Annotated in this window: 28 protein-coding genes, 1 other RNA gene and 1 riboswitch; of the genes, 14 read left to right on the forward strand and 15 right to left on the reverse strand. The window is 68.9% G+C overall.

Annotated features, from left to right (window positions below):
• The 3 genes from JMF86_RS12130 to JMF86_RS12140 all read right to left on the reverse strand — a co-directional run.
• Nucleotides 1-239, reverse strand: a 239-nt coding sequence (locus JMF86_RS12130; RefSeq protein WP_201317002.1) for a DoxX family protein, incomplete at its 3' end; no start/stop codon positions are given.
• Between the two features lie 148 nt (nucleotides 240-387).
• Nucleotides 388-525 carry a hypothetical protein gene (locus JMF86_RS12135; protein ID WP_164728347.1) on the reverse strand — a complete coding sequence of 46 codons (138 nt, stop codon included), beginning with the start codon at nucleotides 523-525 and terminating at the stop codon, nucleotides 388-390.
• 73 nt (nucleotides 526-598) lie between these two features.
• Nucleotides 599-2,101, reverse strand: a complete 1,503-nt coding sequence (locus tag JMF86_RS12140) for a cobyric acid synthase (protein ID WP_041489325.1) — start codon at nucleotides 2,099-2,101, stop codon at nucleotides 599-601.
• Between the two features lie 74 nt (nucleotides 2,102-2,175).
• Here JMF86_RS12140 and cobU point away from each other — a divergent pair, with 74 nt between their 5' ends.
• The 4 genes from cobU to JMF86_RS12160 are packed head-to-tail and all read left to right on the forward strand — an operon-like array spanning nucleotide 2,176 to nucleotide 5,591.
• On the forward strand, nucleotides 2,176-2,730 hold the full coding sequence (cobU, locus tag JMF86_RS12145; RefSeq protein WP_011545966.1) for a bifunctional adenosylcobinamide kinase/adenosylcobinamide-phosphate guanylyltransferase: 555 nt from the start codon (nucleotides 2,176-2,178) through the stop codon (nucleotides 2,728-2,730).
• On the forward strand, nucleotides 2,724-3,668 hold the full coding sequence (gene cbiB, locus JMF86_RS12150; RefSeq protein ID WP_041489237.1) for an adenosylcobinamide-phosphate synthase CbiB: 945 nt from the start codon (nucleotides 2,724-2,726) through the stop codon (nucleotides 3,666-3,668). The genes cobU and cbiB overlap by 7 nt, the downstream gene beginning before the upstream one ends.
• Nucleotides 3,661-4,677 carry a threonine-phosphate decarboxylase CobD gene (gene cobD, locus JMF86_RS12155; protein ID WP_011545968.1) on the forward strand — a complete coding sequence of 339 codons (1,017 nt, stop codon included), beginning with the start codon at nucleotides 3,661-3,663 and terminating at the stop codon, nucleotides 4,675-4,677. The genes cbiB and cobD overlap by 8 nt, the downstream gene beginning before the upstream one ends.
• Nucleotides 4,674-5,591, forward strand: coding sequence for a cobalamin-binding protein (locus JMF86_RS12160; RefSeq protein ID WP_011545969.1), 918 nt, complete (start codon nucleotides 4,674-4,676; stop codon nucleotides 5,589-5,591). Before cobD ends, JMF86_RS12160 begins: the two co-directional genes overlap by 4 nt.
• Before the next feature lie 111 nt (nucleotides 5,592-5,702).
• On the opposite strand, the gene cobC is transcribed toward JMF86_RS12160, so the two are convergent.
• From cobC to JMF86_RS12185, 5 genes are all read right to left on the reverse strand, one after another.
• Complete coding sequence (gene cobC / locus JMF86_RS12165; RefSeq protein WP_011545970.1) at nucleotides 5,703-6,287, reverse strand: alpha-ribazole phosphatase; 585 nt, start codon at nucleotides 6,285-6,287, stop codon at nucleotides 5,703-5,705.
• Nucleotides 6,272-7,024, reverse strand: coding sequence for an adenosylcobinamide-GDP ribazoletransferase (locus JMF86_RS12170; protein WP_011545971.1), 753 nt, complete (start codon nucleotides 7,022-7,024; stop codon nucleotides 6,272-6,274). Before JMF86_RS12170 ends, cobC begins: the two co-directional genes overlap by 16 nt.
• Nucleotides 7,025-7,037: 13 nt before the next feature.
• Nucleotides 7,038-8,093, reverse strand: a complete 1,056-nt coding sequence (gene cobT / locus JMF86_RS12175) for a nicotinate-nucleotide--dimethylbenzimidazole phosphoribosyltransferase (RefSeq protein ID WP_011694361.1) — start codon at nucleotides 8,091-8,093, stop codon at nucleotides 7,038-7,040.
• 61 nt (nucleotides 8,094-8,154) lie between these two features.
• On the reverse strand, nucleotides 8,155-8,973 hold the full coding sequence (locus tag JMF86_RS12180; RefSeq protein WP_011545973.1) for an ABC transporter ATP-binding protein: 819 nt from the start codon (nucleotides 8,971-8,973) through the stop codon (nucleotides 8,155-8,157).
• The gene (locus tag JMF86_RS12185) at nucleotides 8,970-10,085 is read right to left on the reverse strand and encodes an iron ABC transporter permease (protein ID WP_011545974.1); all 1,116 of its coding nucleotides are present in this window, start codon (nucleotides 10,083-10,085) and stop codon (nucleotides 8,970-8,972) included. The genes JMF86_RS12180 and JMF86_RS12185 overlap by 4 nt, the downstream gene beginning before the upstream one ends.
• A 41-nt stretch (nucleotides 10,086-10,126) precedes the next feature.
• Nucleotides 10,127-10,376, reverse strand: a riboswitch (cobalamin riboswitch).
• A 154-nt stretch (nucleotides 10,377-10,530) separates the two neighbouring features.
• Here JMF86_RS12185 and JMF86_RS12190 point away from each other — a divergent pair.
• From JMF86_RS12190 to JMF86_RS12210, 5 genes are all read left to right on the forward strand, one after another.
• Nucleotides 10,531-10,881, forward strand: coding sequence for an ATPase (locus JMF86_RS12190; RefSeq protein ID WP_006478092.1), 351 nt, complete (start codon nucleotides 10,531-10,533; stop codon nucleotides 10,879-10,881).
• Nucleotides 10,878-11,192 (forward strand): cell division protein ZapA, encoded by a 315-nt coding sequence (locus tag JMF86_RS12195; RefSeq protein WP_006478091.1) that lies wholly within the window; start codon nucleotides 10,878-10,880, stop codon nucleotides 11,190-11,192. The genes JMF86_RS12190 and JMF86_RS12195 overlap by 4 nt, the downstream gene beginning before the upstream one ends.
• An 81-nt stretch (nucleotides 11,193-11,273) precedes the next feature.
• Nucleotides 11,274-11,455: non-coding RNA, 6S RNA (ssrS, locus tag JMF86_RS12200), on the forward strand.
• A gap of 70 nt (nucleotides 11,456-11,525) precedes the next feature.
• Nucleotides 11,526-11,987: an EVE domain-containing protein gene (locus JMF86_RS12205; protein WP_006478090.1), complete on the forward strand. Its 462-nt coding sequence runs from the start codon at nucleotides 11,526-11,528 to the stop codon at nucleotides 11,985-11,987.
• Nucleotides 11,988-12,167: 180 nt separating this feature from the next.
• Nucleotides 12,168-12,908 carry an SIMPL domain-containing protein gene (locus tag JMF86_RS12210; RefSeq protein WP_011545975.1) on the forward strand — a complete coding sequence of 247 codons (741 nt, stop codon included), beginning with the start codon at nucleotides 12,168-12,170 and terminating at the stop codon, nucleotides 12,906-12,908.
• Between the two features lie 149 nt (nucleotides 12,909-13,057).
• Here JMF86_RS12210 and lgt read toward each other — a convergent pair whose 3' ends face one another.
• Together lgt and JMF86_RS12220 are read right to left on the reverse strand one after the other, a co-directional pair.
• Nucleotides 13,058-13,948, reverse strand: coding sequence for a prolipoprotein diacylglyceryl transferase (gene lgt, locus JMF86_RS12215; protein ID WP_011545976.1), 891 nt, complete (start codon nucleotides 13,946-13,948; stop codon nucleotides 13,058-13,060).
• Nucleotides 13,949-14,037: 89 nt separating this feature from the next.
• Complete coding sequence (locus JMF86_RS12220) at nucleotides 14,038-14,952, reverse strand: LysR substrate-binding domain-containing protein (RefSeq protein WP_006478087.1); 915 nt, start codon at nucleotides 14,950-14,952, stop codon at nucleotides 14,038-14,040.
• Nucleotides 14,953-15,088: 136 nt separating this feature from the next.
• On the opposite strand from JMF86_RS12220, the gene ilvD reads away from it, so the two are divergent.
• Nucleotides 15,089-16,762 (forward strand): dihydroxy-acid dehydratase, encoded by a 1,674-nt coding sequence (gene ilvD, locus JMF86_RS12225; protein ID WP_011694362.1) that lies wholly within the window; start codon nucleotides 15,089-15,091, stop codon nucleotides 16,760-16,762.
• A gap of 124 nt (nucleotides 16,763-16,886) precedes the next feature.
• The gene (locus tag JMF86_RS12230) at nucleotides 16,887-17,213 is read left to right on the forward strand and encodes a c-type cytochrome (protein ID WP_006478085.1); all 327 of its coding nucleotides are present in this window, start codon (nucleotides 16,887-16,889) and stop codon (nucleotides 17,211-17,213) included.
• Between the two features lie 147 nt (nucleotides 17,214-17,360).
• On the opposite strand, the gene JMF86_RS12235 is transcribed toward JMF86_RS12230, so the two are convergent.
• From JMF86_RS12235 to JMF86_RS12245, 3 genes are read right to left on the reverse strand one after another with little or no spacing between them, the layout of a single operon-like run.
• Nucleotides 17,361-18,116 carry a DUF2486 family protein gene (locus tag JMF86_RS12235; RefSeq protein ID WP_011545979.1) on the reverse strand — a complete coding sequence of 252 codons (756 nt, stop codon included), beginning with the start codon at nucleotides 18,114-18,116 and terminating at the stop codon, nucleotides 17,361-17,363.
• A gap of 25 nt (nucleotides 18,117-18,141) precedes the next feature.
• On the reverse strand, nucleotides 18,142-18,558 hold the full coding sequence (locus JMF86_RS12240; protein WP_006478083.1) for a DNA polymerase III subunit chi: 417 nt from the start codon (nucleotides 18,556-18,558) through the stop codon (nucleotides 18,142-18,144).
• 34 nt (nucleotides 18,559-18,592) lie between these two features.
• Nucleotides 18,593-20,104 carry a leucyl aminopeptidase gene (locus JMF86_RS12245; protein ID WP_054928041.1) on the reverse strand — a complete coding sequence of 504 codons (1,512 nt, stop codon included), beginning with the start codon at nucleotides 20,102-20,104 and terminating at the stop codon, nucleotides 18,593-18,595.
• 122 nt (nucleotides 20,105-20,226) lie between these two features.
• On the opposite strand from JMF86_RS12245, the gene lptF reads away from it, so the two are divergent.
• From lptF to JMF86_RS12260, 3 genes are read left to right on the forward strand one after another with little or no spacing between them, the layout of a single operon-like run.
• Nucleotides 20,227-21,321, forward strand: a complete 1,095-nt coding sequence (gene lptF, locus JMF86_RS12250; RefSeq protein WP_011694363.1) for an LPS export ABC transporter permease LptF — start codon at nucleotides 20,227-20,229, stop codon at nucleotides 21,319-21,321.
• Between the two features lie 3 nt (nucleotides 21,322-21,324).
• On the forward strand, nucleotides 21,325-22,473 hold the full coding sequence (gene lptG / locus JMF86_RS12255; RefSeq protein ID WP_011694364.1) for an LPS export ABC transporter permease LptG: 1,149 nt from the start codon (nucleotides 21,325-21,327) through the stop codon (nucleotides 22,471-22,473).
• Between the two features lie 25 nt (nucleotides 22,474-22,498).
• Nucleotides 22,499-22,882, forward strand: a complete 384-nt coding sequence (locus tag JMF86_RS12260) for a sirohydrochlorin chelatase (RefSeq protein WP_011545983.1) — start codon at nucleotides 22,499-22,501, stop codon at nucleotides 22,880-22,882.
• An 84-nt stretch (nucleotides 22,883-22,966) separates the two neighbouring features.
• Here JMF86_RS12260 and cobA read toward each other — a convergent pair whose 3' ends face one another.
• A complete protein-coding gene (gene cobA, locus JMF86_RS12265) occupies nucleotides 22,967-23,716 on the reverse strand; it encodes a uroporphyrinogen-III C-methyltransferase (protein WP_011545984.1) in 750 nt (249 codons plus the stop codon).
• Nucleotides 23,717-23,776: 60 nt separating this feature from the next.
• On the reverse strand, nucleotides 23,777-25,093 hold the full coding sequence (locus JMF86_RS12270; RefSeq protein ID WP_011545985.1) for a sulfate adenylyltransferase subunit 1: 1,317 nt from the start codon (nucleotides 25,091-25,093) through the stop codon (nucleotides 23,777-23,779).
• Nucleotides 25,094-25,107 lie beyond the last annotated feature (14 nt).

The raw sequence follows: 25,107 nt of genomic DNA on the forward strand, positions 1-25,107 counted from the left end.
AGCAGCACCAGCGCGGCGATGCGCACGCGGAACCCCGCGAGCAGCGCCAGGCCGCCCGCCAGTTCGACGAACGTGGTCAGGTAGGCGAGCCAGCCCGGCAGGCCGATCGACGCGAAGAACTGCGCGGTGCCGGGCAGCGTGAAAACAAAGACCTTCTGTGCGACGTGTGCGAGGTACAGCACGCCGAGGGCGACGCGCAGCAGCGTCGCGGCGAAATCGTTCAGGCGGTTGGCGTTCATGACGGAGTCCTTCGTGAGTGGATGGGAGTGGATCGCACTCTATTCGAATCGATTCGGCCGATAAACACGCCATACCGCTTAAATTGATTCCATCAAGGAACGAATCGACGCAAAAAAAGGGCATGACCGATCATGCCCTGCATCCCGCTCAGTAACCGCTCTTGCCTTGCGTGGCGTCGCCGCCGGACTGGCCGCCGCCCGGCGCATACGAATCGCACGCATGCGCCACCGCCGACACGCCCAGCAGCACCGCGAGCAGTACGCCCCACCACCGTCGCGCCCTCATCGTCGCCCTCCTTCGGGCGGACCTCCGCCCTCCTCTGTTGTACGCGATCGGGCGGAAAAAGCGAGGGCCGGCCTCAACGAAACTCGGCGTACAGCGCGTCGAGGTCGAGGTGCGCGGCGAACGTGTCGGCCAGCCGCTCCAGCGAAGCCTCGCGCAGCGCCGGGTAGTCGATGCGGGCCGCGCCGTCGAGCCCCGCCCACGCGAGCAGCGCCGCGCAGGCGTCGGGTGCGTCGAACAACCCGTGCACGTAGGTCGCGAGAATCTGGCCGTCGGCCGACAGCGCGCCGTCGGGACGCACGCCCTCCCGCGCGATATCGGCGGCCAGCATCAGCGCGGGCGTCTCGAGCGCCGGCCCGCGCGTGTCGCCCATGTGGATCTCGTAGCCGCGCACGGCGGCCGCGCCCGGCAGCGCGAGTTGCCCGGTCACGTTCTTCAGCGTCTTGTCGGGTTGCAGCGTCGTGTCGAAATCGAGCAGCCCGAGCCCCGGCACGCTGCCGGGCGCGCCTTCGAGGCCGAGCGGATCGTCGAGCGTGCGGCCGAGCATCTGCATGCCGCCGCAGATGCCGATCACCTTGCCGCCGTAGCGCAGATGGCGCCGGATCAGCGCGTCCCAGCCCGCATCGCGCAGCCACGCGAGGTCGCGCTGCACGCTCTTCGAACCGGGCAGGATCAGCAGATCGGCGTCGGGTACGGGGCCGCTCTTCCAATACGTGAATTCGACCTGCGGATGCGCGCGCAGCGGATCGAAATCGGTGTGGTTGCTGATGCGCGGCAGCGCGGGCACGACGACGCGCAACACGCCGGCATCGCTGCGAGCGGCGGCGCTGCGCGCCTGCGCGGGCAGCATGTCCTCCGCGTCGAGCAGCAGCCCGTGCAGATACGGCAGCACGCCGAACACCGGCTTGTCCGTCTGCGCGCGCAGCCAGTCGAGTCCCGGTTCGAGCAGCTTGAGGTCGCCGCGAAAGCGATTGATCACGAAGCCGCGCACGCGCGCGCGCTCGCTGTCCGACAGGCACGCGAGCGTGCCGACCAGATGCGCGAACACGCCGCCGCGATCGATGTCGGCGACGAGCACGACCGGACAGTCGACGCGCTCGGCAAAGCCCATGTTCGCGATGTCGCCTTCGCGCAGGTTGATCTCGGCCGGGCTGCCGGCGCCTTCGACGATCACCGTGTCGTACCCGGCGCGCAGGCGCGCATACGACTCGAGCACCGCATCGAACGCAACCGGCTTGTAGTCGTGATACGCGCGCGCGTCGAGGTTCATGCGCGCCTGGCCGTGAATGATCACCTGCGCGCCGCGGTCGCTCGTCGGCTTCAGCAGCACCGGATTGAAATCCGTATGCGGCGCGACGCCGGCGGCCAGCGCCTGCAACGCCTGTGCGCGGCCGATCTCGCCGCCGTCTGCCGTCACCGCGCTGTTGAGCGCCATGTTCTGCGGCTTGAACGGCGCCACGCGCGCGCCGCCGCGGCGCGCGAGGCGGCACAGGCCCGCGACGAGCGTGCTCTTGCCCGCGTCGGACGTCGTGCCCTGGATCATCAGCGTGCCGCGCGGCCGCGGCTCGGGTGCATTCATCGTGTGAAAGGTGTCGCGAAGCAAAGGCGGCATTATCGCCCGCGCCGGGTCGCCCGCGCCGTTACAATCACGCGATGATTCCGCACGACCTCACCTTCGTCCTCGGCGGCGCGCGCTCGGGCAAGAGCGCGCATGCCGAGCGGCTCGCCGCCGACAGCGGCCGCCCCGTCACCTACATCGCGACCGCGACCGCCGCCGATGCCGAATTCGCGCAGCGCATCGCGCATCACCGCGCGCGCCGGCCGGCCGACTGGGGCTTCGCCGACGCGAGCGTCGATCTCCCGGGCACGCTCGCGCGGCTCGACGATTCGCAGGCGTGCCTGCTCGTCGACTGCCTGACGCTGTGGCTCACCAACCTGCTGTGTCCCGCCGACGGCGAACCGCTCGACGATGCGCAGTACGCGGCGCAGGTCGAGCGGCTCGAACATGCGCTGCGCGGCGCGCGTGCCAAGGTGATCGTCGTCAGCAACGAGATCGGGCTCGGCGTCGTGCCGCTCGGGTCGGTCACGCGCCGCTACGTCGACGAGCTCGGGCGCCTGAACCAGCGCGTCGCCGCGCTCGCGACGCGCGTCACGCTGCTGGTCGCCGGGCTGCCGCTCGACCTCAAGGCAGGCGCGCCGTCATGCTGATGCTGTCGCTGCCCGTCGTCGCGATGCTCGCGGTCGCGGCCGCGATCGTCGACCGCGCCATCGGCGAGCCGGCCGGCTGGCATCCGCTCGTCGCGTTCGGCCGCTTCGCCGCGCGCATCGAAGCCGCACTGAACACGGGCCGGCGCGGCCGCGTAATCGGCGTCGCCGCGTGGCTCGCGGCGGTCGTGCCGCCGGTGGCCGTCGCGGCATGGCTCGTCGCCGTGCTGCCCTGGCCGTTCGCCGCAGCGCTGCACGTCGCGCTGCTGTGGTTCGCGCTCGGCGCGAAGAGCCTCGCCGACCACGTCGCGCCGATCGCCGCCGCGCTGCTGCGGCGCGACCTCGACGCGGCGCGCACGCTGACCGCGCGCATCGTGTCGCGCGACACGAGCCAGGCCGACGAAGGAGCGCTGTCGCGCGCGGCCGTCGAATCGGCGCTCGAGAACGGCAACGACGCGATCTTCGGCGCGCTCTTCTGGTTCGTCGTCGCGGGCGGCCCCGGCGCGCTGCTGTTCCGGCTCGCGAACACGCTCGACGCGATGTGGGGCTACCGCACGCCGCGCTTCCTGACTTTCGGCTGGGCCGCCGCGCGCATCGACGACGCGCTGAACTGGATTCCCGCGCGGCTCACCGCCGCGAGCTACGCGCTGCTCGGCGACACGGCAGCCGCGTGGCGCTGCTGGCGCACGCAGGCGCGCCACTGGGACAGCCCGAACGCGGGCCCCGTGATGGCCGCGGGCGCCGGCAGCCTGAACGTGCAGCTCGGCGGCCCGGCCGTCTATCACGGCGAAATCGAGGATCGCCCGGTGCTCGGCACCGGGGCCACGGCCACCGCCCTTCACATCGTCGCCGCGCTGTCGCTGGTCACGCGCACGCTCGCGCTGTGGCTCGCGCTGCTGGTCGCGAGCGGCGCACTCGTCATGGCCACCCATCATGTCTGATTCATCCATCGCGCACGGCGGCAACCTGCATGAAGCCGCCCGCCGCCACGGCATTCCGTACGACGCGTGGCTCGACCTGTCGACCGGCATCAATCCGGTCGGCTACCCGGTGCCGCCCGTGCCGGCCGACGCATGGCGCCGGCTGCCCGACGACGGCGACGGTCTCGCGGCCTGTGCCGCGCAGCACTACCACGCGCCCGATGCCGCGCACGTGCTGCCGGTTGCCGGCAGCCAGGCCGCGATCCGCGCGTTGCCCGCGTTGCTGCCGGCCGGCGACGCCGGCGTCGCGGCGCTCGCGTACGGCGAATACGCGCCCGCGTTCGCGCGCCACGGCCATCGCGTCGTCACGCTCGATATCCACGCCGATACGCTGCCCGCAACGCTGCGCCACATCATCGTCGGGAATCCGAATAATCCGACGGCCGAGTGCGTGCCGACCGCGCGCCTGCTCGGCTGGCATGCGCAACTGGCGGCACGCGGCGGCACGCTGATCGTCGACGAAGCGTTCGCCGATACGGGCGCCGCGCCCTCGCTCGCGCCGCGGGTCGATCGTCCGGGGCTCGTCGTGCTGCGCTCGGTCGGCAAGTTCTTCGGGCTTGCCGGCATTCGCGCGGGCTTCGTGCTCACGCATCCCGCGCTGATCGCCGCGCTGCGCGACACGCTCGGCGCGTGGACGGTCGGCGGCCCCGCGCGCCACGCGGTCGCCGCGGCGTTCGCCGATCGCGCATGGCAAGCTGCCGCCCGTGAGCGGCTCGCGGCCGACGGCGAACGATTGGCCGCGCTGCTGCGTGCGCACGGCTTCGCGGTTCGCGCGACGCCGCTCTTCAGCTGGAGCGACGACCCGCGCGCCGCGGCGCTGCATGCCGCGCTCGCGGCACGCGGAATCTGGACGCGGCACTTCCCGGCGCCGTCGAGCGTACGCATCGGCCTGCCGGCGAGCGAAGCCGAATGGCAGCGCCTCGGCGACGCGCTCGCGCATTGCGTGCCGCTGCTGAAGGCATCCGCATGAGCGCCCCCATGTTCCGCCGGCTCGCGCCGGCCGCGCTGCTGGCCGCGCTCGCTCACGCACCGCTCGTCCACGCCGACGTCACGACCCGCGACGACGCCGGCAACACGGTCACGTTACCCGCGCCTGCCCAGCGCGTAATCAGCCTCGCGCCGCACGCGACCGAGCTCGTCTATGCGGCCGGCGGCGGCGCGAAGCTCGTCGGCACCGTCACGTACAGCGACTATCCGGCCGCCGCGCAAGCGGTGCCACGCGTCGGCGACAACAAGGCGCTCGATCTCGAACGCATCGCCGCGCTGAAGCCCGACCTGATCGTCGTGTGGCGGCACGGCAACGCCGAGCGGCAGACCGACGCGCTGCGCGCGCTGCACATTCCGCTGTTCTTCAGCGAACCGAAGCATCTCGACGACGTGTCGTCGTCGTTGCGCCGGCTCGGCACGCTGCTCGGCACGCAACCGACTGCCGATGCCGCCGCGGCCGCCTTTACCCGAGACATCGCGACACTGCGCGCACGCTACGCGGCACGCCCGCCCGTCACGATGTTCTTCCAGGTGTGGGACCGCCCGCTGACGACGCTCAACGGCACGCATCTGATCAACGAAGTGTTCGAACTCTGCGGCGGCCGCAACGTATTCGCGTCGCTCAAGCCGCTCGCGCCGACCGTGACCGACGAGGCCGTGCTCGCGGCGAATCCGGAAGCGATCGTGACGACGAGTGCCGGCGCGACCCGTTCGAACGAACCGCTGCCGAGCCTCGCGCGCTGGCGTGCGTGGCCCGCGCTGACGGCCGTGGCGCGCAACAACCTGTTCGCGATCGACGGCGATCTGCTGACGCGGCCATCGCCGCGGATCGCGCAGGGTGCGGCCGCGCTGTGCGAGGATCTGGATGCCGCGCGTGCGCGGCGGCCGGTGCGCTGATTTCCCGCGCAGCGGCTCGCGCGTTCATCGCGCATCGGTGCCGGATGCGTCCGGCGGCCGAGCGCAGATCGATCCGTGTGCCGCGTCGTTCGCTTGCAGACGCAAGTGCACCTATGCGTCCCAGTGCACGACTTCCCATGTGCGCGTGTCGTCGTCCGTGCGCAGCCACACGACCCCGCCGGTCGGCACCGGCCGCGACAGCAGCGTATCGAGCGGCACGCGCAACACATGCGACGCGAATGCGCGGATCACGCCCGCATGCGTGACGACCCATTGCGGCCCGTCGAATGCCGCAAGCGCATCGGCCCGCCGCGCAACCCGCGCGACGAATCGCGCGACGCTTTCTCCGCCGTGCGCGCACGCATGCATCAGGTCGGCCGCCCATGCATCGAGCGCCGCGCGGTCGATATCGTCCCAGCGCTGCATTTCCCACGCACCGAAATCCATTTCCTGCCAGTCGGCATCGCGCCGCAACGGCACGTCGAAAGCCCGCGCGAGCCGTTCGGCAATCGATGCGCAGCGCGTCAGCGGGCTCGTCCAGACCTGCTCGGGTAACGGCGCACCGAGTTCCGCCAGATGCGCACGCACGGCCTGCGCACCGCCATCGGTCGAATCGGCGAGCGGCACGTCGCTGCGCCCGTAGCAGACGCCCGGCTCGATGCCGACGGCCGGATGGCGGATCAGGACGATGTCCATCCGAGCACCACGAGATAGATCGTCAGTTCGCCCAGTTGCTGCGTGAAGCCGAGACAGTCGCCCGTATAACCGCCGATCCGCTTCACGAAATAGCGGGCCAGCCACGCGCGCACGAGCATGAGCGCCACGCACGCGGCAACGCCCATGCGCCAGTCCGGCCAGAACAGCCACGGCAATCCGAACCCCGCCGCGACGCACGCCGCGCGTGCGCCCATCCGCTGCGCAACCGGCTTCGCCTTGCCTTCGGGCCGCACGTAGTCGAGCGACATCAGCAGGCTCACGGCCATCGCGCGGCTCGCCGCATGCGCGGCGATCATCGTCCATGCGGCGCGCAGCGGCAGCATCGCCGCCAGCGCCTGCCATTTCAGGCCGAGCGCGATCACGAGCGCGACCGCGCCGAACGTGCCGATCCGCGAATCGTGCATGATGCGCAGCACGTCGTCGCGCGTGTAACCGCCGCCGAACGCATCGCAGCTGTCGGCGAGGCCGTCTTCGTGGAAAGCGCCGGTCGCGAGCAGCGTCGCGGCCATCGACAGCCCGACCGCGATCGACGCGGGCAGCACGCGCAGTGCGACGAGATAGACGAGCGCGCCCCATGCGCCGACGCAGGCGCCGACGAGCGGGAAATAGCGCGCGGCCTGGTCGAGATCGCCGGCCGCGTAGCCGATCGAGCGCGGCACGGGCACGCGCGTGAAATAGCCGAGCGCGACGAAGAAGTAGCGCAGTTCGGCCCACATGCCGCGCGCGCGCTCAGGCGTCACGATTGTCGACGCCGGCGGACTCGAAGCTCGCCATCTCGCTGAGGAACGCGGCCGCCGCGCGCACCAGCGGCAGCGCGAGCGCTGCGCCCGTGCCTTCGCCGAGCCGCAGGTCGAGCGCGAGCAGCGGTTTCGCGCCGAAATGCTCGAGCATGCGCCGGTGCCCGGCCTCGTGCGACGTATGCGAGAACACGCAGTAGTCGCGCACGCCGGGCGCGATGCGCTCGGCGACGAGCAGCGCGGCGGTCGCGATGAAGCCGTCGACGAGGATCGTCATCCGCTCGCTCGCGGCCGCGAGGTACGCGCCCGTCATCATCGCGATCTCGAAGCCGCCGAACGTCGCGAGCACGTCGAGCGGCGCGATCGCATGCGAGTGCTTGACGAGCGCGCGGCCGAGCACCGCGCGCTTGTGCGCGAGACCCTGGTCGTCGAGGCCCGTGCCGCGGCCGACGCAGGCGTCGATCGGCACGTCGAGCAGGCGGCTCATCAGGCACGCGGCCGACGACGTGTTCGCGATCCCCATCTCGCCGAAACCGATCACGTTCGTGCCGAGCGACGCGTGCAGGCGTACCCGCGCCGCGCCGGCGGCCAGCGCCGTCATCGCTTCTTCACGGGTCATCGCCGGCTCCGTCGCGAAGTTGCGCGTGCCGCGCGCGACCGGCAGCGACACCAGCCGGTCCGATACCGGCAGCGGCGATACGACGCCCGCATCGACGATCTCGAGCGTGCTCTGTGCGACACCCGAGAACGCATTGATCGCCGCACCGCCGGCCAGGAAGTTCGCGACCATCTGCGCAGTCACCGCCTGCGGATAAGGACTGACGCCTTCGGCCGCGATTCCGTGATCGCCCGCGAACACGATCGTCACCGGACGCTGCACGACCGGCCGCTCGCTTAGCTGGATCAGGCCGATCTGCAGCGCGAGCGCCTCGAGCTGGCCGAGACTGCCGGGCGGCTTGGTCTTGTGGTCGATCACATGTTGGAGGCGCTTGCGCAGCGCGTCGTCGAGCGGCGCGATCGCGGGCGGGAATGGGGTGGGAGTCGTCATCGAGGAGCCGGGTCGTGGGCGCGGCATGCGCCGCGCATCGGAAAAATCGGAACAGGAAAGGTCATTGTCGCGCAGGCCACGCCGGCAGCAGCGCATCGCGGCCGTTCTCGCGGATCAGCACGAGCGGATAGCCGAACGCGTCGCTCGCGCGCTCGGGCGTCAACACGTCGTGCACGAGGCCGGCCGACGCATGGCCACGGCCGTCGAGCAATAGCGCATGCGTCGCGAAGCGCCGCGCGAGATTCAGGTCGTGACACGAAAACAATATCGTGCGCGGGGCTGCCGCGAGCCAGGCGGCCAGCGCAGTGAGGCAATCGATCTGGTGATGCAGGTCGAGATGCGCGAGCGGTTCGTCGAGCAGCATCAGCGGCGCATCCTGACACAGCGTCGCGGCCAGCGCGACCCGCTGCCGCTCGCCGCCCGACAGCGACATCACGTCGCGCGACGCGAGCGGGCTCAGGTCGAACGTCGCGAGTGCAGCGCGCGCGGCCGTGCGGTCGTCGTCGCGCTCCCAGCCCCAGCCGCCGAGATACGGAAAGCGGTTGAGCAGCACCGTGTCGAACACGGTCGCGCTGAACGCATCGTGCAATTGCTGCGGCATCAGCGCGCGGCGCCGCGCGAGTGGCTCGGGGCGCCACGCGGCAAGCGGCCGGCCGTCGATCTCGACGTGTCCGCCGGCCGGCGGCTGCAATCCCGCGAGCGTGGCGAGCAGCGTCGTCTTGCCCGCACCGTTCGGCCCGGCGACGCACCAGATCTCGCCGGGGCGGAACGCCTGCGTGAAGCGGTCGAGCAACGTGCGCGCGCCGGCCTTCAGCGTCAGGTCGACGGCCCTGTAGTGCAGGTCGCCGGCGGCGGCGTTCAGTGCCGCGGTGCCCGTCATCGCATCGGCCTCCTCAGCAACATCCACAGGAACACCGGCACGCCGATCAACGCGGTCATCACGCCGACCGGCAATTGCGCGGGCGCGATCGCGGTACGCGCGAGCAGGTCGGCCGCCATCACGCCGCCCCCGCCCGCGAGCATCGCGGCCGGCAGCAGCATCCGCTGGTCGTTGCCGAATGCGAGCCGCAACGCATGCGGCACGACGAGGCCGACGAAGCCGATCGTCCCGGCCGTCGTCACGGCAGCCGCGGCGGCCAGCGACGCGACGAGATAGATCCGCACGCGCAGGCGCGCGACCGGCACGCCGAGCGCCTGCGCGGTCGCGTCGCCGCGCAGCAGCACGTTCAGTTGCGGCGCGACCGGCAGCGCGACGCCTGCGCTCAGCAGCAGCGCGCCCCACGCGAACCATGGCGCCGTCGCGCCGTTCAGGTCGCCCGTCAGCCAGAAGATGACGCCGCGCAGCCGCGCGTCGGGCGCGAGCGACAGCAACAGCGTGACGAGCGCGCCCCACCCCGCCGCGATCACGACGCCGGTGAGCAGCAGCCGCGGCGACGCGTCGCGCGAGTCGCCCCGCCACAGCTCGCGCCGCGCGAGACCGAGCACCAGCGCGACCGATACGAGCGAACCGGCGAACGCGGATGCGTCGACGAGCCACCATGCGCCGCCCGCGATCATCGCGACGAGCGCGAAGCCGGCCGCGCCGCCGGACACACCCAGCACGTACGGCTCGGCGAGCGGATTGCGCAGCAGCACCTGCAACAACGCGCCGGCCAGCGCGAGCAGCGCGCCGCACGCGAAACCCGCGAGCGCGCGCGGCAGGCGCAGCGTCCGGACGATGTCGGCAAACAGGGTGTCGCCGCCGTGCGGCACGAGGGATGCGAGCGCCTGCCACGGCGACATCGGCACGCTGCCGATCGACAGCGACGCGACGAACAGCAGCGCGACCAACGCGGCCAGCGCGGCCCAGATGACGGTGGCGCGTGCGGCGCTCATGCCGCGCACGGCCGCGCGCACGACGCGCGGCGCATCCGCTTGCGGCAGCCGGCCGGGCGCGACAGGGGCGCGTGGCGGACGATTGGGGTCGGCATCGAAGAACGTTCCGTGAAACATTGCGCGCCCTGCTTCCCCGCAGGTCGCGCGTCATGAAGCCCGTGCGGGCTCCCCGTCTCGGCCGGTATCCGGGCTGGCGGCGGTCCGGCTCGCCTTCCCGCGCGATGACGCGCAGTGGCCCGCGCCCGCCTGCGACCTGCACGCGAAACGCGCCCGAGCCGGCCTGCGTCACACGACGCGGCCGCTTACCGTTGCGGGGGCAGCGCAGGTTGGCACGCTCGTGGAGCCCGCACCCTGCTTCCCGTTTAACCGCGCGTCCTGCGCGCGAGCACCGAGGCGGCGCCAGTTTAGGAGGCGGTCGCGCGAGCGTCAAGGAAGCGTCCGGCGCGGCGCGGGACACGCCTATTCGCGGCAAGAAGCCGGGGTGTTACGACTGGAAACGTTACAGATGTCGGATTGCGCGTTATTCCGCGCTAAAATGCTGGGTCTTTAGAGGACGCAGCAAATGCTCAACGAACTCGAAACCCTATCTCAAAATATTGGCCGTCTGATTTCGCTGAACAAGCGCTATCACTCGGAACGGCTCGCGCTCGAGGAGCAGGTCGCGCAATTGCGCGCGGAAGCGGACACGGTCCGCGCGGAACTCGCGCAGCTGCGCGACGAACGCAATGCGCTCGCGGCCGAGCGCGACACGCTGTCGGCGAAGATCGACGACGCCCAGGTGAAACTGAACGCGATTCTCGAAAAGCTGCCGCGCTCGAAGAGCGCGGAGCAAGCCGACAACCAGCTCGACCTGCTCGATGCGCAGGCGCGCACGGATGGCGATGACGCGGCCAGCCACGGAGAACATGCATGAGCACCAAGCAGATCGAAGTCTCGATTCTCGGTCAGCCCTATCGGCTCGCCTGTTCGGCCGAGACCGAAGCGGCGCTGCTCGAAGCGGTCGCACGCGTCGACGCCGAAATGTCGAAAATCCGCTCGAACAGCTCGGTGCGCGGCACCGATCGCATCGCGGTGATGGCGGCGCTGTCCCTCGCATCGGAATTGCTGCGACTGCAAACGAGCGTGCGGCACGGTGAAGCATTTCCGGCCGAGGAAATCCGTCGTACAATGCACCAGATGAACGAACAGCTCGGCGCGGTACTCGCACAGCACGAGACGCAGTAACGTTTCAAACGATACGTCGATTCCGCTTGATCTCGACGATCAACGGTGGTCAAATTGGCGCATCGAAACACAGTTCAGTCAGCTTCCCTGCCTGGTTCGCCAAGGTCATATATTCCTTGAACCAATGCCATGTGCACGGTTGCGGAAATTTGTAGCACGGGCGCGCGCGTCACTCTGTCTGATGTACCCGAAGTGCTGCTAACTGCGACCAATTCTGAACCTCAGGTTCAGGATGCCGGCCTAGCGGCCAAGGCGGGGGCCTATCCAACGGCATCGGGCAACGCCCGGTGCCGTTTTCTTTTGTAGCAGCCTCTTTCTGCGTCGATCACGACCATGCAATACTGGCTGATGAAGTCCGAACCGGACGAAGCGAGCATCGACGATCTCGCCAACGCACCGCAGCGCTCGCTGCCGTGGACCGGCGTGCGCAACTATCAGGCGCGCAATTTCATGCGCGACACGATGAAGATCGGCGACGGCGTGCTGTTCTATCACTCCAGTTGCCCCGAGCCGGGCATCGCGGGCCTCGCCGAAGTATCGTCGACGCCCTACCCCGATCCCACGCAGTTCGATCCGAAAAGCCCCTATTACGACCCGAAATCGACGCAGGAAGCGCCACGCTGGCTGCTCGTCGACGTGCGCTTCGTGAAGAAGTCGCCGCTCGTGCCGCTCGCCGCGCTGCGCGAACACGACGAGCTCGCCGACATGCGCGTGCTCGCGCGCGGCAACCGGCTGTCGATCACGCCCGTCACGCGGGCGGAATGGCGATTCATCACCGAAAAGTTGATGAAGTAGGCGCGCGCCAAACGTCAAATCCGGTCAGTACGCGTTGCCGTAACGGAACTCGCGAAGCATTCGCGCAGCCTAAGCAACCGCTGTCGGCCAATCGGGCCGGCTGTCGTTTTTTCGTCGCGCGGTACGCCCGCGTCGCGCACGCGTGATCCGCGTGCGCGCCCTCGCACAAGGAGTCCAACAATGACCAAGAAATCCGCACTCGCGCTGTCGCTCGCCCTCGCCGCCGCCGTTCCCGTCGCGCTGACGCTCGCGTCGCCCGCCGCGCACGCGCAGGCGGCGAATCCGCACTTTCCGGAGCCGGCGGGCGTGCTGTCGCTTTCGTCGCAGGCCAGTGCCGACGTGCCGCAGGACATCATCCACATCACGCTGTTCTACGAGCAGCAGGCCAAGGACCCGGGCAGCCTCACCGCGCAGTTGAACCAGCGCGCGGATGCGGCGCTGTCGCAGGCGAAGGGCGTGTCGGGCGTCACCGCGCACACGGGCGCGTTCTCCGTGTATCCGAGCACCGATCGCGACGGCAAGATCTCCGCATGGCGCGGCCGCACCGAGGTCGCGCTCGAATCGCGCGATTTCGCCGCGGCGTCGAAGCTGGCGGGCCAGTTGTCGAACCTGATGCAGGTCGCGAACGTCGAATTCTCGCTGTCGCCGGAAGCACAGCGCACGGCCGAGCAGAAGCTCACGACCGAAGCGATCAAGTCGTTCCGCGCCCGCGCGGACGAAGCCGCGAAGGCGTTCGGCTACAGCAGCTACACGATCCGCGACGTGAACGTCGGCAGCGGCCGCAACGTGCAGCCGTACCCGCGCATGATGGCGATGGCCGCGGCGCCGATGGACAGCGCGAAGATGAGCGCGCCGATCGCGGTCGAAGGCGGCAAGGCCACCGTGTCGGTCACCGTCAACGGCTCGGTGCAGATGAAGTAACGCACATCGCGCAGTCGTCGGAAACGAAAAACGCCGGCCCGAGGGCCGGCGTTTTCATGTGCATCGGGGTGACCGATGCGCGTGCCAGGCGCACGTGCATCGCTACTGCGTCATGCGGCCACCTCATGCAGCCACTTCATGTAGTCACTTCAAGCAGCCGCATTCGCCGCGCGACGCCGATACGCCCAGACCATCATCGCGATACCGGCGAGGATCATCGGCAACGACAGCCACTGCCCCATCGACAGGCCGAGTGCGAGCAGGCCGAGGAAGTCGTCGGGCTCGCGCGCGAACTCGACCGTGAAACGTGCGAGGCCATAACCGATCAGGAACAGCGCGGATATCGCGCCCATCGGCCGCGGCTTGCGCGCGAACAGGAACAGCACGAAGAACAGCGCGATACCTTCGAGCGCGATTTCATAGAGCTGCGAAGGATGGCGCGGCAGCATCTGGTATTGCATGAACACGTCGGCGAGATGCCACTTCTCGACGAGTTCCGGATGTTTCGGCAGCCACGCCGCATCGTCGCGCATCGCGCCCGGGAACAGCATCGCCCACGGCGCCGTCGGATCGGTCACGCGGCCCCACAGTTCGCCGTTGATGAAGTTGCCGAGCCGCCCGGCCGCGAGCCCCAACGGCACCATCGGCGCGACGAAATCGGTGACCTGCAGCCAGTGGCGCTTGCGCTGCCACGCGAACAGCATCATCGCGAGCGTCACGCCGAGGAAGCCGCCGTGAAACGACATGCCGCCTTCCCACACCTTGAACACGTCGAGCGGATGCGAGAAATAGAAATCGGCCTTGTAGAACAGCACGTAGCCGAGCCGGCCGCCGAGCACGGTGCCGAGCACGCCGTAGAACATCATGTCGTCGATGTCCTTCGCGGTCCAGCCCTGCGCCGCGACGTACGGCAGCTTCAGGCGGATCCGGCCGACGACGATTGCCGCGATGAAGCCGACGAGATACATGAGGCCATACCAGCGCACGGCCAGCGGCCCGAGATGGATCGCAACGGGGTCGAAATTCGGGTGAATGATCATGGGTTAGCGAAGAAGTTTTCGAATACGGTACGGCCGTCGCACATGTGCGGCACCGCGCGTTGGACGGGGCGCGCACGCCATCGTTCACGTCACGCGGCAAGACCTTGCGCGCGCACGACGTCGATGAAGCCGGCGAGCACGGGGCTCACGTCGCCGGTGCGCCACACGAGGCCCGTCTCGACGACCGGCGCAGGGCCGGCGAGCGGCCGGTAGACCACGCCGGTGCGCCGCAGGTTACGCAGCGATTGCGGCACCAGTGCGACGCCCATGCCGGCCGACACGAGGCTGACGATCGTCTGCATCTGGATCGCCTCCTGGCCGATGTGGGGGGTTTCCCCCGCCGCGCCGTAGCAGCCCGTAATGATGTCATAAAAGCCGGGCGCCAAACGACGCGGGAAGATCACGAGCGGCAACGCGGCAACCTCGGCGAGCTGCACGGGCGCGTCCTCCGGCGCATCGGATGCCCCGGCCGGCATCGCGACCACCAGCGGTTCGCGCACCACCGGCAGGTACGACAGCCCGGCCGCGTGTCGCGGCGGCACGGGTGGAATCACGAGCCCGGCATCGATGCGCCCGGCGACGAGTTCGTCGATCTGCACGTCGCTCGTCGCTTCCGCAAGTTGCAGCCGCACCTGCGGATAGCGCGCGCCGAACGCACGCAGCAACGACGGCAAGAGCCCGTAGTCGGCGGTCGACACGAACGCGAGCGACAGCGAGCCGGCCTCGCCGCGTGCGAGCCGCCGCGCGAGCGGCGGCAGCGCGTCGGCCGACGCCAGCAGCCGGCGCACGTCCGGCAGCAGCGCCGCGCCGACCGCCGTCAGCGCCACCGAGCGCTTGGTGCGCACGAACAGCGCGACCCCCAGCGCGTCCTCCAGCGCGCGAATCGCCTGCGACAGCGGCGGCTGCGTCATCGACAGGCGCTCGGCCGCGCGGCCGAAATGGCGCTCGTCGGCGACGGTGACGAAATAGCGCCACTGGCGCAGGTCGGGGGTGGGATCGGCCATGCTCGACTCATTCGTAAAACGACTTAATAAGCGACAAATAATATATTGGACATCCGATAACTGAAACTCCATGCTTGGTTGATCCACCCGGCGCACCGGTCGCGCCGGCGTCGCCAAAACAACGATGGAGCTCCCCATGTCGTACAACCGCCGCTCTAAAAACATCACGCAAGGCGTGGCCCGTTCGCCAAACCGGTCGATGTATTACGCCCTCGGCTACCAGAAGGACGATTTCGACAAGCCGATGGTCGGCGTCGCGAACGGCCACTCGACGATCACGCCGTGCAATTCCGGCCTGCAGCGCCTGTCGGACGCGGCCGTGGATGCCGTGAAGGCGGCCGGCGCGAACCCGCAGATCTTCGGCACGCCGACGATTTCGGACGGCATGTCGATGGGCACCGAAGGGATGAAGTACTCGCTCGTGTCGCGCGAAGTGATCGCCGACTGCATCGAGACCTGCGTGCAGGGCCAGTGGATGGACGGCGTGGTGGTGGTCGGCGGCTGCGACAAGAACATGCCCGGCGGCATGATCGCGCTCGCACGCCTGAACGTGCCGGGCATCTACGTGTACGGCGGCACGATCCGCCCGGGCAACTGGAAGGGCCGCGACCTGACGATCGTGTCGTCGTTCGAGGCCGTCGGCGAATTCACCGCGGGCCGGATGTCGCAGGAAGACTTCGAAGGCGTCGAGAAGAATGCGTGCCCGACGTCGGGTTCGTGCGGCGGCATGTACACCGCGAACACGATGAGTTCGTCGTTCGAGGCGCTCGGGATGTCGCTGCTGTATTCGTCGACGATGGCGAACCCCGACCAGGAAAAAGTCGATTCGGCCGCCGAATCGGCACGCGTGCTGGTCGAGGCGGTGAAGCGCGACCTGAAGCCGCGCGACATCATCACGAAGGAATCCATCGAGAACGCGGTGTCGGTGATCATGGCCACCGGCGGCTCGACCAATGCGGTGCTGCACTATCTCGCGATCGCGCACGCGGCCGAAGTCGACTGGACGATCGACGACTTCGAGCGCATTCGCAAGCGCGTGCCGGTGATCTGCGACCTGAAGCCGTCGGGACAATACGTCGCGACCGACCTACACCGGGCCGGCGGGATTCCGCAGGTGCTGAAGATCCTGCTCGATGCGGGGCTGCTGCACGGCGACTGCCTGACGATCACCGGCCGCACGATCGCCGACGAGCTGAAGGACGTGCCGGCCGTGCCGCGCGCGGACCAGCATGTGATCTTCCCGATCGACCGCGCACTGTACAAGGAAGGCCACCTGGCGATCCTGAAGGGCAATCTCGCGGAAGACGGCGCGGTCGCGAAGATCACCGGCCTGAAGAACCCGGTGATCACGGGCCCGGCGCGCGTGTTCGACGACGAACAGAGCGCGATGGACGCGATCCTCGGCGACCGGATTCGCGCGGGCGACATCCTCGTGCTGCGCTACCTCGGCCCGCAGGGCGGCCCCGGCATGCCGGAAATGCTCGCGCCAACTTCCGCGATCATCGGCAAGGGACTCGGCGAATCGGTCGGCTTCATCACGGACGGACGCTTCTCGGGCGGCACCTGGGGCATGGTGGTCGGCCACGTCGCGCCGGAAGCGTTCGTCGGCGGCACGATCGCGCTGGTGCAGGAAGGCGATTCGATCACGATCGACGCGCACCGGCTGCTGCTGCAATTGAACGTCGACGAGGCGGAACTCGCCCGGCGCCGCGCCGCGTGGCGACAGCCGGCGCCGCGCTATACGCGCGGGGTGCTCGCGAAATTCGCGGTGCTCGCACGACCGGCGAACCAGGGGGCGGTCACGGGTTGAAGCAGGGCCGCAAGGCATGCGACCCCGATAAACGAGGCCGCCGGGAACGCGCAAAACGTGCTTCCCCTTTGCTTCTATAATGCGCGGACCATGAAGCCGGCCGTCCCCGCCGGCGGAGAACCGCATGAAACAGACGATATTGCGCGTGCTGCTCGCCACGCTGCTGACCGGCAGCGCGGCGGCGGCGCGTGCCGACCAGACCGACGGGCTCGCGCTGGCGCAGCGCAAGAACTGCATGGCGTGCCATGCAATCGGCAAGCCGCTGATGGGCCCGTCGTTCCACGACATCGCCGGCAAGTACGCGGCGCGCGGCGACGCCGCCGATTATCTGGCGCAATCGATCGTAAAAGGCAGCGTCGGCGTATGGGGCAGCGTGCCGATGCCCGCCAATACGCAACTGACGAGCATCGAAGCCCACACGCTCGCCCAGTGGGTGCTGTCGGTCCGCTGAATCGGATACTCGCGCGGCGTACCCGCGCCGTGTGCAGTGCGCAGCAAGAAGGCGGCCTGGTACTGGCCGCGCCACACCTCTGCGGCGCCTTCGCAAGCCCTTACCGGACCCGCCCCCTCTTTTTCGCCAGCGCGAAAGATCGGCCGTTCAGCCGGAATGACCGACGCGACGGCGGGCGATCTCTTCATCGACCGCATCGCGCACCCAGTCCATCACCTCGGTTTCCAGCGCGAGGGCGACTTCGCGCGTGATCTGGCCGACCAGCCAGGCCGAATGCTCGTGCAGCGCATCGCGACAGCGCGCTTCGATGGCGTCGCGCCCCGCACCGGTCAGATAATTCGTCAGCCGATTGCGCAGCCGTTCGGCGATGTGCTGCGCATCTTCCGGCGTCAGCCCCGCTGCGGCCTGCGCGTCCGGCTGCGGCGCTGCACTCGGCAGGTCCGCCTGCGGCATCGCCGTGCCGGGCGCGTGCGCAACCGCTTCGGGCGCAATCGCGGCGAACGTGTGCGGCGGCAGGTCGTCATCGACCAGCGACGAGCGCAGCGGCGCCGTCATCGCTGCCGCGTCTTCTGCGACCACGTGCTCCGCGGCGCCGGGTTCGGCCGGTGCATCGGTCTCGCCTGCGGCGGCGGCCGTCGCCGCGTCGCCGGGCAACTCGACGGCCGGCACGTGCGGCGTGGGGATGGGCTCGACCACGACGGATTCGGGGTCGGCTTCGGTTTGACGGAAATCAGCCGGCGCCGCACCGGCGGCGCCCGGGGCGATCACGTCGGTTAGCACCGGAATGGCCGCGCTGTCGTGCGGTTGGGGCGCGGCGGACGCGGACGAACGCGCCGACGCCGGCTTGCCCGGCACCAGCACGTCGGTCAGTGTCGGGATCGAGGATGAATCGGCTTCTGTCACGGGAACACTCCGTCGACGGTTGCGGCTAGCCGCCCTGCTTGTAGTTGTTCAGCGCGTAACCGCGGTCGCGGTAGAACCGGTAGCGGTCGCGGCCCGCGGCCAGCTCTTCCGGCGCGTTGCCGACCACTTCGAGCAGGCGCTCGAAGCGGGCGAACTGCGCGGGCACGGTCGCGCCGAGGTTCAGCAGCACGTGATGATGCGGTGCACGATCGAGATCGGCGGCCAGCACGATCGGCGTGCCGGCTGCGTGCTCGCTGTCGACGCCGCAATGCGGGATGAAATCGAGCGGCGAGAACGTCCAGAGCCGCTCGTCGAGCGCGCGCAGGCGCGCGGGCTCGGCGAGCACGACGACCGGCTGCCCGGCCTGATAGGCCTTGCGCAGCAGCCGGCACGCGTACGCGAGCGAATCGCCGACGTTCGAGTGGAAATCGATCCGCGTCATTGCCCGCGCACCCGCAGCGTCGTCAGCCCCGCCATCACTGGCCGGCGCGGTCGATCAGGAACTGCGCGAGCAACGGCACCGGACGGCCCGTCGCACCCTTCGCGGCACCGCCCTTCCATGCGGTGCCCGCGATGTCGAGGTGGGCCCACGGATAGCTCTCGGTGAAGCGCGACAGGAAGCACGCGGCCGTCACGGCGCCGGCCGGGCGCCCGCCGATGTTCGCGAGATCCGCGAAATTCGACTTCAGCTGATCCTGGTACTCGTCGTCGAGCGGCATGCGCCATGCCGGGTCGTTCGCCTCGCGCGACGCGTCGAGCAGTTCGCCCGCGAGCGCGTCGTTCGTCGAGAACAGCCCGCTGTTGTGGCCGCCCAGCGCGATCACGCACGCGCCCGTCAGCGTCGCGACGTCGATCACGGCGGCCGGCTTGAAGCGCTCGGCGTACGTGAGTGCGTCGCACAGGATCAGGCGGCCTTCGGCGTCGGTGTTCAGCACCTCGATCGTCAGCCCCTTCATGCTGGTGACGATGTCGCCCGGCTTCGTCGCATTGCCGCCCGGCATGTTCTCGCAGGTCGGCACGATCGCGACGACGTTGATCTTCAGGCCCATCTCGGCGACCGCACGCATCGTGCCGAGCACCGAGCCCGCGCCGCACATGTCGTACTTCATCTCGTCCATGCCCTCGCCAGGCTTCAGCGAGATGCCGCCCGTGTCGAACGTGATGCCCTTGCCGACCAGCACGACCGGCGCGGCCTTCGCGGCGGCGCCCTGGTAGTGCAGCACGATGAACTGCGGCGGCTCGACCGATGCGCGCGCGACCGACAGGAACGACCCCATCTTCAGCGCCTGGATCTGCTTGAGCCCGAGGACTTCGGCCTTCAGGCCCCAATCCTTCGCGATCTTCTTCGCGGTGTTGCCGAGATAGGTCGGCGTGCAGACGTTGCCGGGCAGGTTACCGAGGTCGCGGGTGAGATCCATCCCGTTCGCGAGCGCGACGGCCTGCTTGATCGCGACCTTCGCGGCCTTTTCGTCCGCCGGGTCGACGCTGAACACGACGCGCTTGAGCGTGTGCGACGCCGGTTCCGGCTTGCTCTTCATCTGCGTGAAGCGGTAGGTCTCGTTGCGCAGCGCGAGGATCGCGGCGCGCACGCCCCAGTCGGAGCTGCGCTCGTCGACCGGCAGTTGCGCGAGCGAGAACGTGACCTGGACGACCTTGGTCGCCAGCAGCGCGCGCCAGGCGGTCGTCGCCGCATCGTTATAGGCTTTCTGATTGAAAGCATCCTGCTTGCCGAGCCCGACGAGCAGCACGCGCGACGCGCCGATGCCCGACACTTCGTGCAGGAACAGCGTCTTGCCGCGCTTGCCGTCCATGTCGCCGGCCTTCACCACGCGCGAGATCAGTCCCTTGGTGGCCGTGTCGATGTCGAGCGCCGCGCCCGACAGGGTCTGCGCCTCGAAGATGCCGAGCACGATGCAGTCGGACTTCCCGGTCAGGAACCCCTTGGCCTCGCCTTTGCTCCAATCACAGCCTTTTATGCTAAAGTCCATCGCGCTTGTCCTCGGATAAAATCTGGGCTAAGGATGAAAGCCGCAATTATCCGCTATTTTTCCCGTGGCGGCGCGAGCGCTCCACCACGCGTGCGCAGCCTCCCGCCCTCTTCTCATCAAGAATGATCTTCGAACGCTCCCTCCAGCGCGAGCTTGCGTATACGGCTGGCGCCGTGTTCATGGTGCTGCTCACGATCATGCTCACGACGATGATGATTCGCATCGTCGGCTACGCCGCGTCCGGCGAAATCGATCCGCGGGACGTGCTCGTGCTGATCGGCCTGACCGTGATCGGCTACCTCGCCGTGATGCTCGTCGTCACGCTGTTCGTGTCGATCCTGTTCGTGCTGACCCGGTGGTACCGGGACTCCGAAATGGTGGTGTGGCTCGCGTCGGGCGTGAGCCTCACGCGCCTCATCAAGCCGATCGGCGTGTTCGCCACGCCGATCATCCTGCTGATCACCTTCTTCGCGTTCGTCGGCTGGCCGTGGTCGAACCAGCAGAGCAAGATGATCCGCGCGCGCTTCCAGCAGCGCGACGAAATCTCGCTGCTCGCGCCGGGCCAGTTCCGCGAATCGGCCGCGAACCATCGCGTGTTCTTCATCGAGAAGATGTCGCCGGACCAGAGCAAGGTCCAGAACGTCTTCGTCACGTCGACGGAAAACGGCAAGGTCAACGTGGTCGTGTCGCAAACGGGCCATACGGAAACCTCGAAGGACGGCGATCGCTTCGTCGTCCTCGAGGACGGCCGCCGCTACGACGGCACGCCCGGCCAGCCGAACTTCAAGATCATGGAGTTCGAGCGCTACGGCGTGAAGATCACGAGCAAGCCGGTCACCAACGTGCAGACCACCAACAGCACGCCCACGCCCGACCTGCTGCGCAACCCGACGCGCGACAATCTCGCGGAATTCGCGTGGCGCGCGGGGCTGCCGCTGATCGCGATCAACCTGATGGTGCTCGGCATCCCGCTGTCGTACCAGAACCCGCGCCGCAGCCGCACGATCAACCTCGTGATGGCCGTGCTGATCTACCTCACGTACTCGAACCTGCTGAACGTCGTGCAGGCGCAGATCGAGCAGGGCAAGATGTCGTTCGGCGTCGGCCTCGTCGGCCTGCATGTGGTCGTCGCGGCGATCGTCGCGTTCATTTTCTGGTTGCGCGTGCGCAATCGTCCGTTGTTGACACGCGCGCTGTTCGGCCGCTCGGGAGCATGATCGATGCGGCTCTATGAAAAATACTTCGCGCGGCAGATCTACATCACGTTCGTCTTCATCCTGTTCGCGTTCTCGGGTCTGTTCTTCTTCTTCGACCTGATCAGCGAGCTGAACTCGGTCGGGCACGGCAACTACAAGTTCGGTTACGCGGTGCTGCGCGTCGCGCTGCAGACGCCGTCGCGCTTCTACGAGATCATCCCGGTCGCCGCGCTGATCAGCGCGATCTACGTGTTCGCGCAGATGGCCGCGAACTCGGAATTCACGATCTTCCGCGTGTCGGGCCTCGCGACCAACCAGGCGCTGCGCTCGCTGCTGAAGATCGGCGTGCCGCTCGTGATCGTCACCTACCTGATCGGCGAATTCGTCGGCCCGTACGCCGACCAGTTGTCCGAACGCGTGCGGCTGCAGGCGCTCGGCGCCTCGGTGTCGTCGAACTTCCAGTCCGGTGTGTGGGTCAAGGACACGCTCGCCGCCCGCGAGAACGGCGAGCAGGTCACGCGCTTCGTCAACGTCGGCAGCCTGTCGCCCGACTCGACGATCAGCAACGTGCGCATCTACGAATTCGACTCGAAATTCCAGCTGCAGAACGTGCGGATCGCGCAGACGGGCCGCTACGAGCCGCCCGGCCACTGGCTGCTGAAGGGCGTCACCGAGACGGAGCTGACGCCGATCAAGCCGATCACCGGCCAGCCGGCCGATGCGCTGAACCCCGTGTACCGGTCGCAGCAGGTGTCGCTGCCCGAATACCGGCTGCGCTCCGACCTGACGCCGCAGATCCTGTCGGTGCTGCTCGTGTCGCCGGAGCGCATGTCGATCATCAACCTGTTCCGCTACATCCAGCACTTGCGCGAGAACCAGCAGGACACGCAGCGCTACGACATCGCGCTGTGGCGCAAGCTGCTGTATCCGTTCGCGGTGTTCGTGATGCTCGTGTTGTCGCTGCCGTTCGCGTACCTGCACACGCGGGCGGGCGTGGTCGGCGTGAAGGTGTTCGGCGGCATCATGCTCGGCATGAGCTTCCAGCTGCTCAACACGCTGTTCTCGCACATCGGCACGCTGAATACGTGGCCCGCGCCGCTCACCGCCGCGACGCCGGGCCTCATCTATCTCGCGCTCGGCCTGTTCGCGCTCAAGTGGGTCGACCGGCACTGAGCGTCGTCACGACGGAGGCTTCCACATGAGTTCGCACGGTATCGTCCTGTTCGGCCACGGCGCCCGCGACCCGCGCTGGGCCGAGCCGTTCGAGCGGCTCGCCGCGCGGCTGCGCGGCGCCGGCTCCCCTGCCACGCACGTGTCGCTCGCGTTCCTCGAACTGATGACGCCGTCGCTCGGTGAGGCCGTGGCCGCGCAAGTCGCGGCCGGCTGCGCGCGCATCACCGTGGTGCCCGTGTTCTTCGGCCAGGGTGGCCACGTGCGCCGCGACCTGCCGCAGCTCGTCGATGCATGCCGCGCCGCGCATCCGGGCGTCGAGATCCGCTGCGCGACGGCCGTCGGCGAAGACGACGGCGTGCTCGACGCGGTCGCACGCTATTGCATCGACCAGCTCGGCGGCGACGCGTAGCAGCCCGCGCCTTCGCCGCACCCAAAGAAAAAGCGCCGGCATCTGCCGGCGCTTTTTTCGTTTCGGACCGCGTTCGAGCCGCGCTCAGGCGGCATGGCGCACCGACGCACCCGCCTGCGCCTGCCGTGCGCGTTCGGCGAACGCATCGCCGATCATCAGCAGGCTCGGTTCCGCGGGATCGAGCCACGCCTGCGCGTCGCCGGCCGCCATCTGCGCGAGCGTCAGCGTCAGCGTGCGTTCGCGTGCGGTGCTGCAGGCCTCGACGATCGCCACCGGCGTCGCCGGCGCACGGCCGGCGTCGATCAGTTCCTGCGCGATGCCGGGCGCGCTGTCGCGGCCCATGTAATAGACGATCGAATCGGCGCGCGCCGCTTCGCGGATCTCGTCGCTGCCCGGCGCGCGGCTGTGCGTCGCGAACGCGACGCTGCGCGACACGCCGCGCAACGTCAGCGAACGCTTGAGCGTCGCCGCACCGGCCAGCGCCGCGGTGATGCCCGGCACGACCTCGTAGTCGATGCCGGCCGCTTCCAGCGCGCGCATTTCCTCTTCCGCGCGGCCGAACAGCATCGGATCGCCGCCCTTCAGCCGCACGACGCACGCATGCTCGCGCGCCGCATCGACGATCTGCTTGTTGATGAAATGCTGCGCGGTCGAGCGCTGCCCGCAGCGCTTGCCGACCGCGATCCTGCGCGCGTTCGGCGCATAGTCGAGCATCGCGGGCTCGACGAGCGCGTCGTGCAGCACGACGTCGGCCTGCTCGAGCAGCCGCATGCCGCGCACCGTGATGAGGTCCGCCGCGCCCGGTCCTGCTCCGATCAGATACACCTTGCCCATGTTTGTCGCTTCGCTAAGGTCCTGCCGCGGCGGCCGGTTCGCCGCCGCGCAGATTGACGATTACGCCGAGAACGCGCGGATCATGCCCGCGGCGACCGTGTGATGCGTCGCCTCGTCGATCAGCACGAACGCGCCCGTACCGGGGTGCGCATCGTACGTGTCGCAGACGATCGGCTTTTGCAGCGTCAGCGCCACGCGGCCGATGTCGTTCATCTTCAGTTCCTGACGGTCGGTCGCGTGCGACAGCGTATGCACGTCGAGCACCTGCTTGACCGCGCCGATCTTCGCGAACACCGTGCTGGTGGTCTGCTTCAGCAGGTACTTGCGCTGCGGCGACAGCGGCGCCTCGTCGAACCAGCACAGGTCGGCCTCGAGCTTCTTGGCCGGCTCGACCGGCTCGGCGGTCGTGACGAACATGTCGCCGCGCGACACGTCGACGTCCTCTTCGAGACGGATCGTCACCGTCTGGCCCGCGAACGCGTGCGGAACTGCCGCGGTGCCGCCCGGCACCGGCGCGACGATCTCGGCAACCGTCGCGGTGCGGTTCGACGGCAGCACGACGATCGCGTCGCCGACCTTCACTTCGCCCGACTCGATGCGGCCCATGTAACCGCGGAAATCGTCAGCCGAGCTGCCGTCCTGGCGCGCGACCCACTGCACCGGGAAGCGCAGCGCGTCATGCGCCTGCGTCTCGACCGGCAGCGACTCGAGCACGTCGAGGAGCGGCTCGCCCGCGTACCACGGCATCCGCTCGCTCGCGCCGACGATGTTGTCGCCCTTCAGCGCCGACACCGGCACGAAACGCACGTCGGTCAGGCCGAGCTGCTTCGCGAGCGCGACGTACGCGTCGCGGATCTCGTTGAAACGCGCCTCGCTGTAGTCGACGAGGTCCATTTTGTTGATCGCGACGATCACGTGCTGCAGGCCGAGCAGCTTGACGATCGCGCTGTGGCGCTTGGTCTGCGGCAGCAGTTGCACGACGCCGTTCTCGACCGTGATGCGCGTCGCGTCGATCAGCACGATCGCCGCGTGCGCGGTCGACGCGCCCGTCACCATGTTGCGCGTGTACTGCTCGTGGCCCGGCGTGTCGGCGATGATGAACTTGCGCTTCGCGGTCGCGAAGTAGCGGTACGCGACGTCGATCGTGATGCCCTGCTCGCGCTCGGCTTCGAGGCCGTCGGTCAGCAGCGCGAGATCCAGCTCGTCGCCGACCGTGCGCTTGTTCTTCGCGCGCGACAGCGCGGACAGCTGGTCGGACAGCACGGCCTTGCTGTCGTACAGCAGGCGGCCGATCAGCGTGCTCTTGCCGTCGTCGACGCTGCCCGCGGTGATGAAACGCAACACGCCGAGGTCTTCGGTGTTCTCGATGATGCTCATGATGTGAATGTCCT

The organism is Burkholderia sp. E168m15, assembly GCF_016586105.1.
In the GTDB taxonomy this organism is placed as follows: domain Bacteria; phylum Pseudomonadota; class Gammaproteobacteria; order Burkholderiales; family Burkholderiaceae; genus Burkholderia; species Burkholderia orbicola.

Bases quoted from the DNA above. Each gene is read 5' to 3' on its own strand.
- JMF86_RS12135 (WP_164728347.1), bottom strand. From the start codon at position 525: ATGAGGGCGCGACGGTGGTGGGGCGTACTGCTCGCGGTGCTGCTGGGC.
- JMF86_RS12140 (WP_041489325.1), bottom strand. From the start codon at position 2,101: ATGAATGCACCCGAGCCGCGGCCGCGCGGCACGCTGATGATCCAGGGC.
- cobU (WP_011545966.1), top strand. From the start codon at position 2,176: ATGATTCCGCACGACCTCACCTTCGTCCTCGGCGGCGCGCGCTCGGGC.
- cbiB (WP_041489237.1), top strand. From the start codon at position 2,724: ATGCTGATGCTGTCGCTGCCCGTCGTCGCGATGCTCGCGGTCGCGGCC.
- cobD (WP_011545968.1), top strand. From the start codon at position 3,661: ATGTCTGATTCATCCATCGCGCACGGCGGCAACCTGCATGAAGCCGCC.
- JMF86_RS12160 (WP_011545969.1), top strand. From the start codon at position 4,674: ATGAGCGCCCCCATGTTCCGCCGGCTCGCGCCGGCCGCGCTGCTGGCC.
- cobC (WP_011545970.1), bottom strand. From the start codon at position 6,287: ATGGACATCGTCCTGATCCGCCATCCGGCCGTCGGCATCGAGCCGGGC.
- JMF86_RS12170 (WP_011545971.1), bottom strand. From the start codon at position 7,024: ATGTGGGCCGAACTGCGCTACTTCTTCGTCGCGCTCGGCTATTTCACG.
- cobT (WP_011694361.1), bottom strand. From the start codon at position 8,093: ATGACGACTCCCACCCCATTCCCGCCCGCGATCGCGCCGCTCGACGAC.
- JMF86_RS12180 (WP_011545973.1), bottom strand. From the start codon at position 8,973: ATGACGGGCACCGCGGCACTGAACGCCGCCGCCGGCGACCTGCACTAC.
- JMF86_RS12185 (WP_011545974.1), bottom strand. From the start codon at position 10,085: ATGTTTCACGGAACGTTCTTCGATGCCGACCCCAATCGTCCGCCACGC.
- JMF86_RS12190 (WP_006478092.1), top strand. From the start codon at position 10,531: ATGCTCAACGAACTCGAAACCCTATCTCAAAATATTGGCCGTCTGATT.
- JMF86_RS12195 (WP_006478091.1), top strand. From the start codon at position 10,878: ATGAGCACCAAGCAGATCGAAGTCTCGATTCTCGGTCAGCCCTATCGG.
- JMF86_RS12205 (WP_006478090.1), top strand. From the start codon at position 11,526: ATGCAATACTGGCTGATGAAGTCCGAACCGGACGAAGCGAGCATCGAC.
- JMF86_RS12210 (WP_011545975.1), top strand. From the start codon at position 12,168: ATGACCAAGAAATCCGCACTCGCGCTGTCGCTCGCCCTCGCCGCCGCC.
- lgt (WP_011545976.1), bottom strand. From the start codon at position 13,948: ATGATCATTCACCCGAATTTCGACCCCGTTGCGATCCATCTCGGGCCG.
- JMF86_RS12220 (WP_006478087.1), bottom strand. From the start codon at position 14,952: ATGGCCGATCCCACCCCCGACCTGCGCCAGTGGCGCTATTTCGTCACC.
- ilvD (WP_011694362.1), top strand. From the start codon at position 15,089: ATGTCGTACAACCGCCGCTCTAAAAACATCACGCAAGGCGTGGCCCGT.
- JMF86_RS12230 (WP_006478085.1), top strand. From the start codon at position 16,887: ATGAAACAGACGATATTGCGCGTGCTGCTCGCCACGCTGCTGACCGGC.
- JMF86_RS12240 (WP_006478083.1), bottom strand. From the start codon at position 18,558: ATGACGCGGATCGATTTCCACTCGAACGTCGGCGATTCGCTCGCGTAC.
- JMF86_RS12245 (WP_054928041.1), bottom strand. From the start codon at position 20,104: ATGGACTTTAGCATAAAAGGCTGTGATTGGAGCAAAGGCGAGGCCAAG.
- lptF (WP_011694363.1), top strand. From the start codon at position 20,227: ATGATCTTCGAACGCTCCCTCCAGCGCGAGCTTGCGTATACGGCTGGC.
- lptG (WP_011694364.1), top strand. From the start codon at position 21,325: ATGCGGCTCTATGAAAAATACTTCGCGCGGCAGATCTACATCACGTTC.
- JMF86_RS12260 (WP_011545983.1), top strand. From the start codon at position 22,499: ATGAGTTCGCACGGTATCGTCCTGTTCGGCCACGGCGCCCGCGACCCG.
- cobA (WP_011545984.1), bottom strand. From the start codon at position 23,716: ATGGGCAAGGTGTATCTGATCGGAGCAGGACCGGGCGCGGCGGACCTC.
- JMF86_RS12270 (WP_011545985.1), bottom strand. From the start codon at position 25,093: ATGAGCATCATCGAGAACACCGAAGACCTCGGCGTGTTGCGTTTCATC.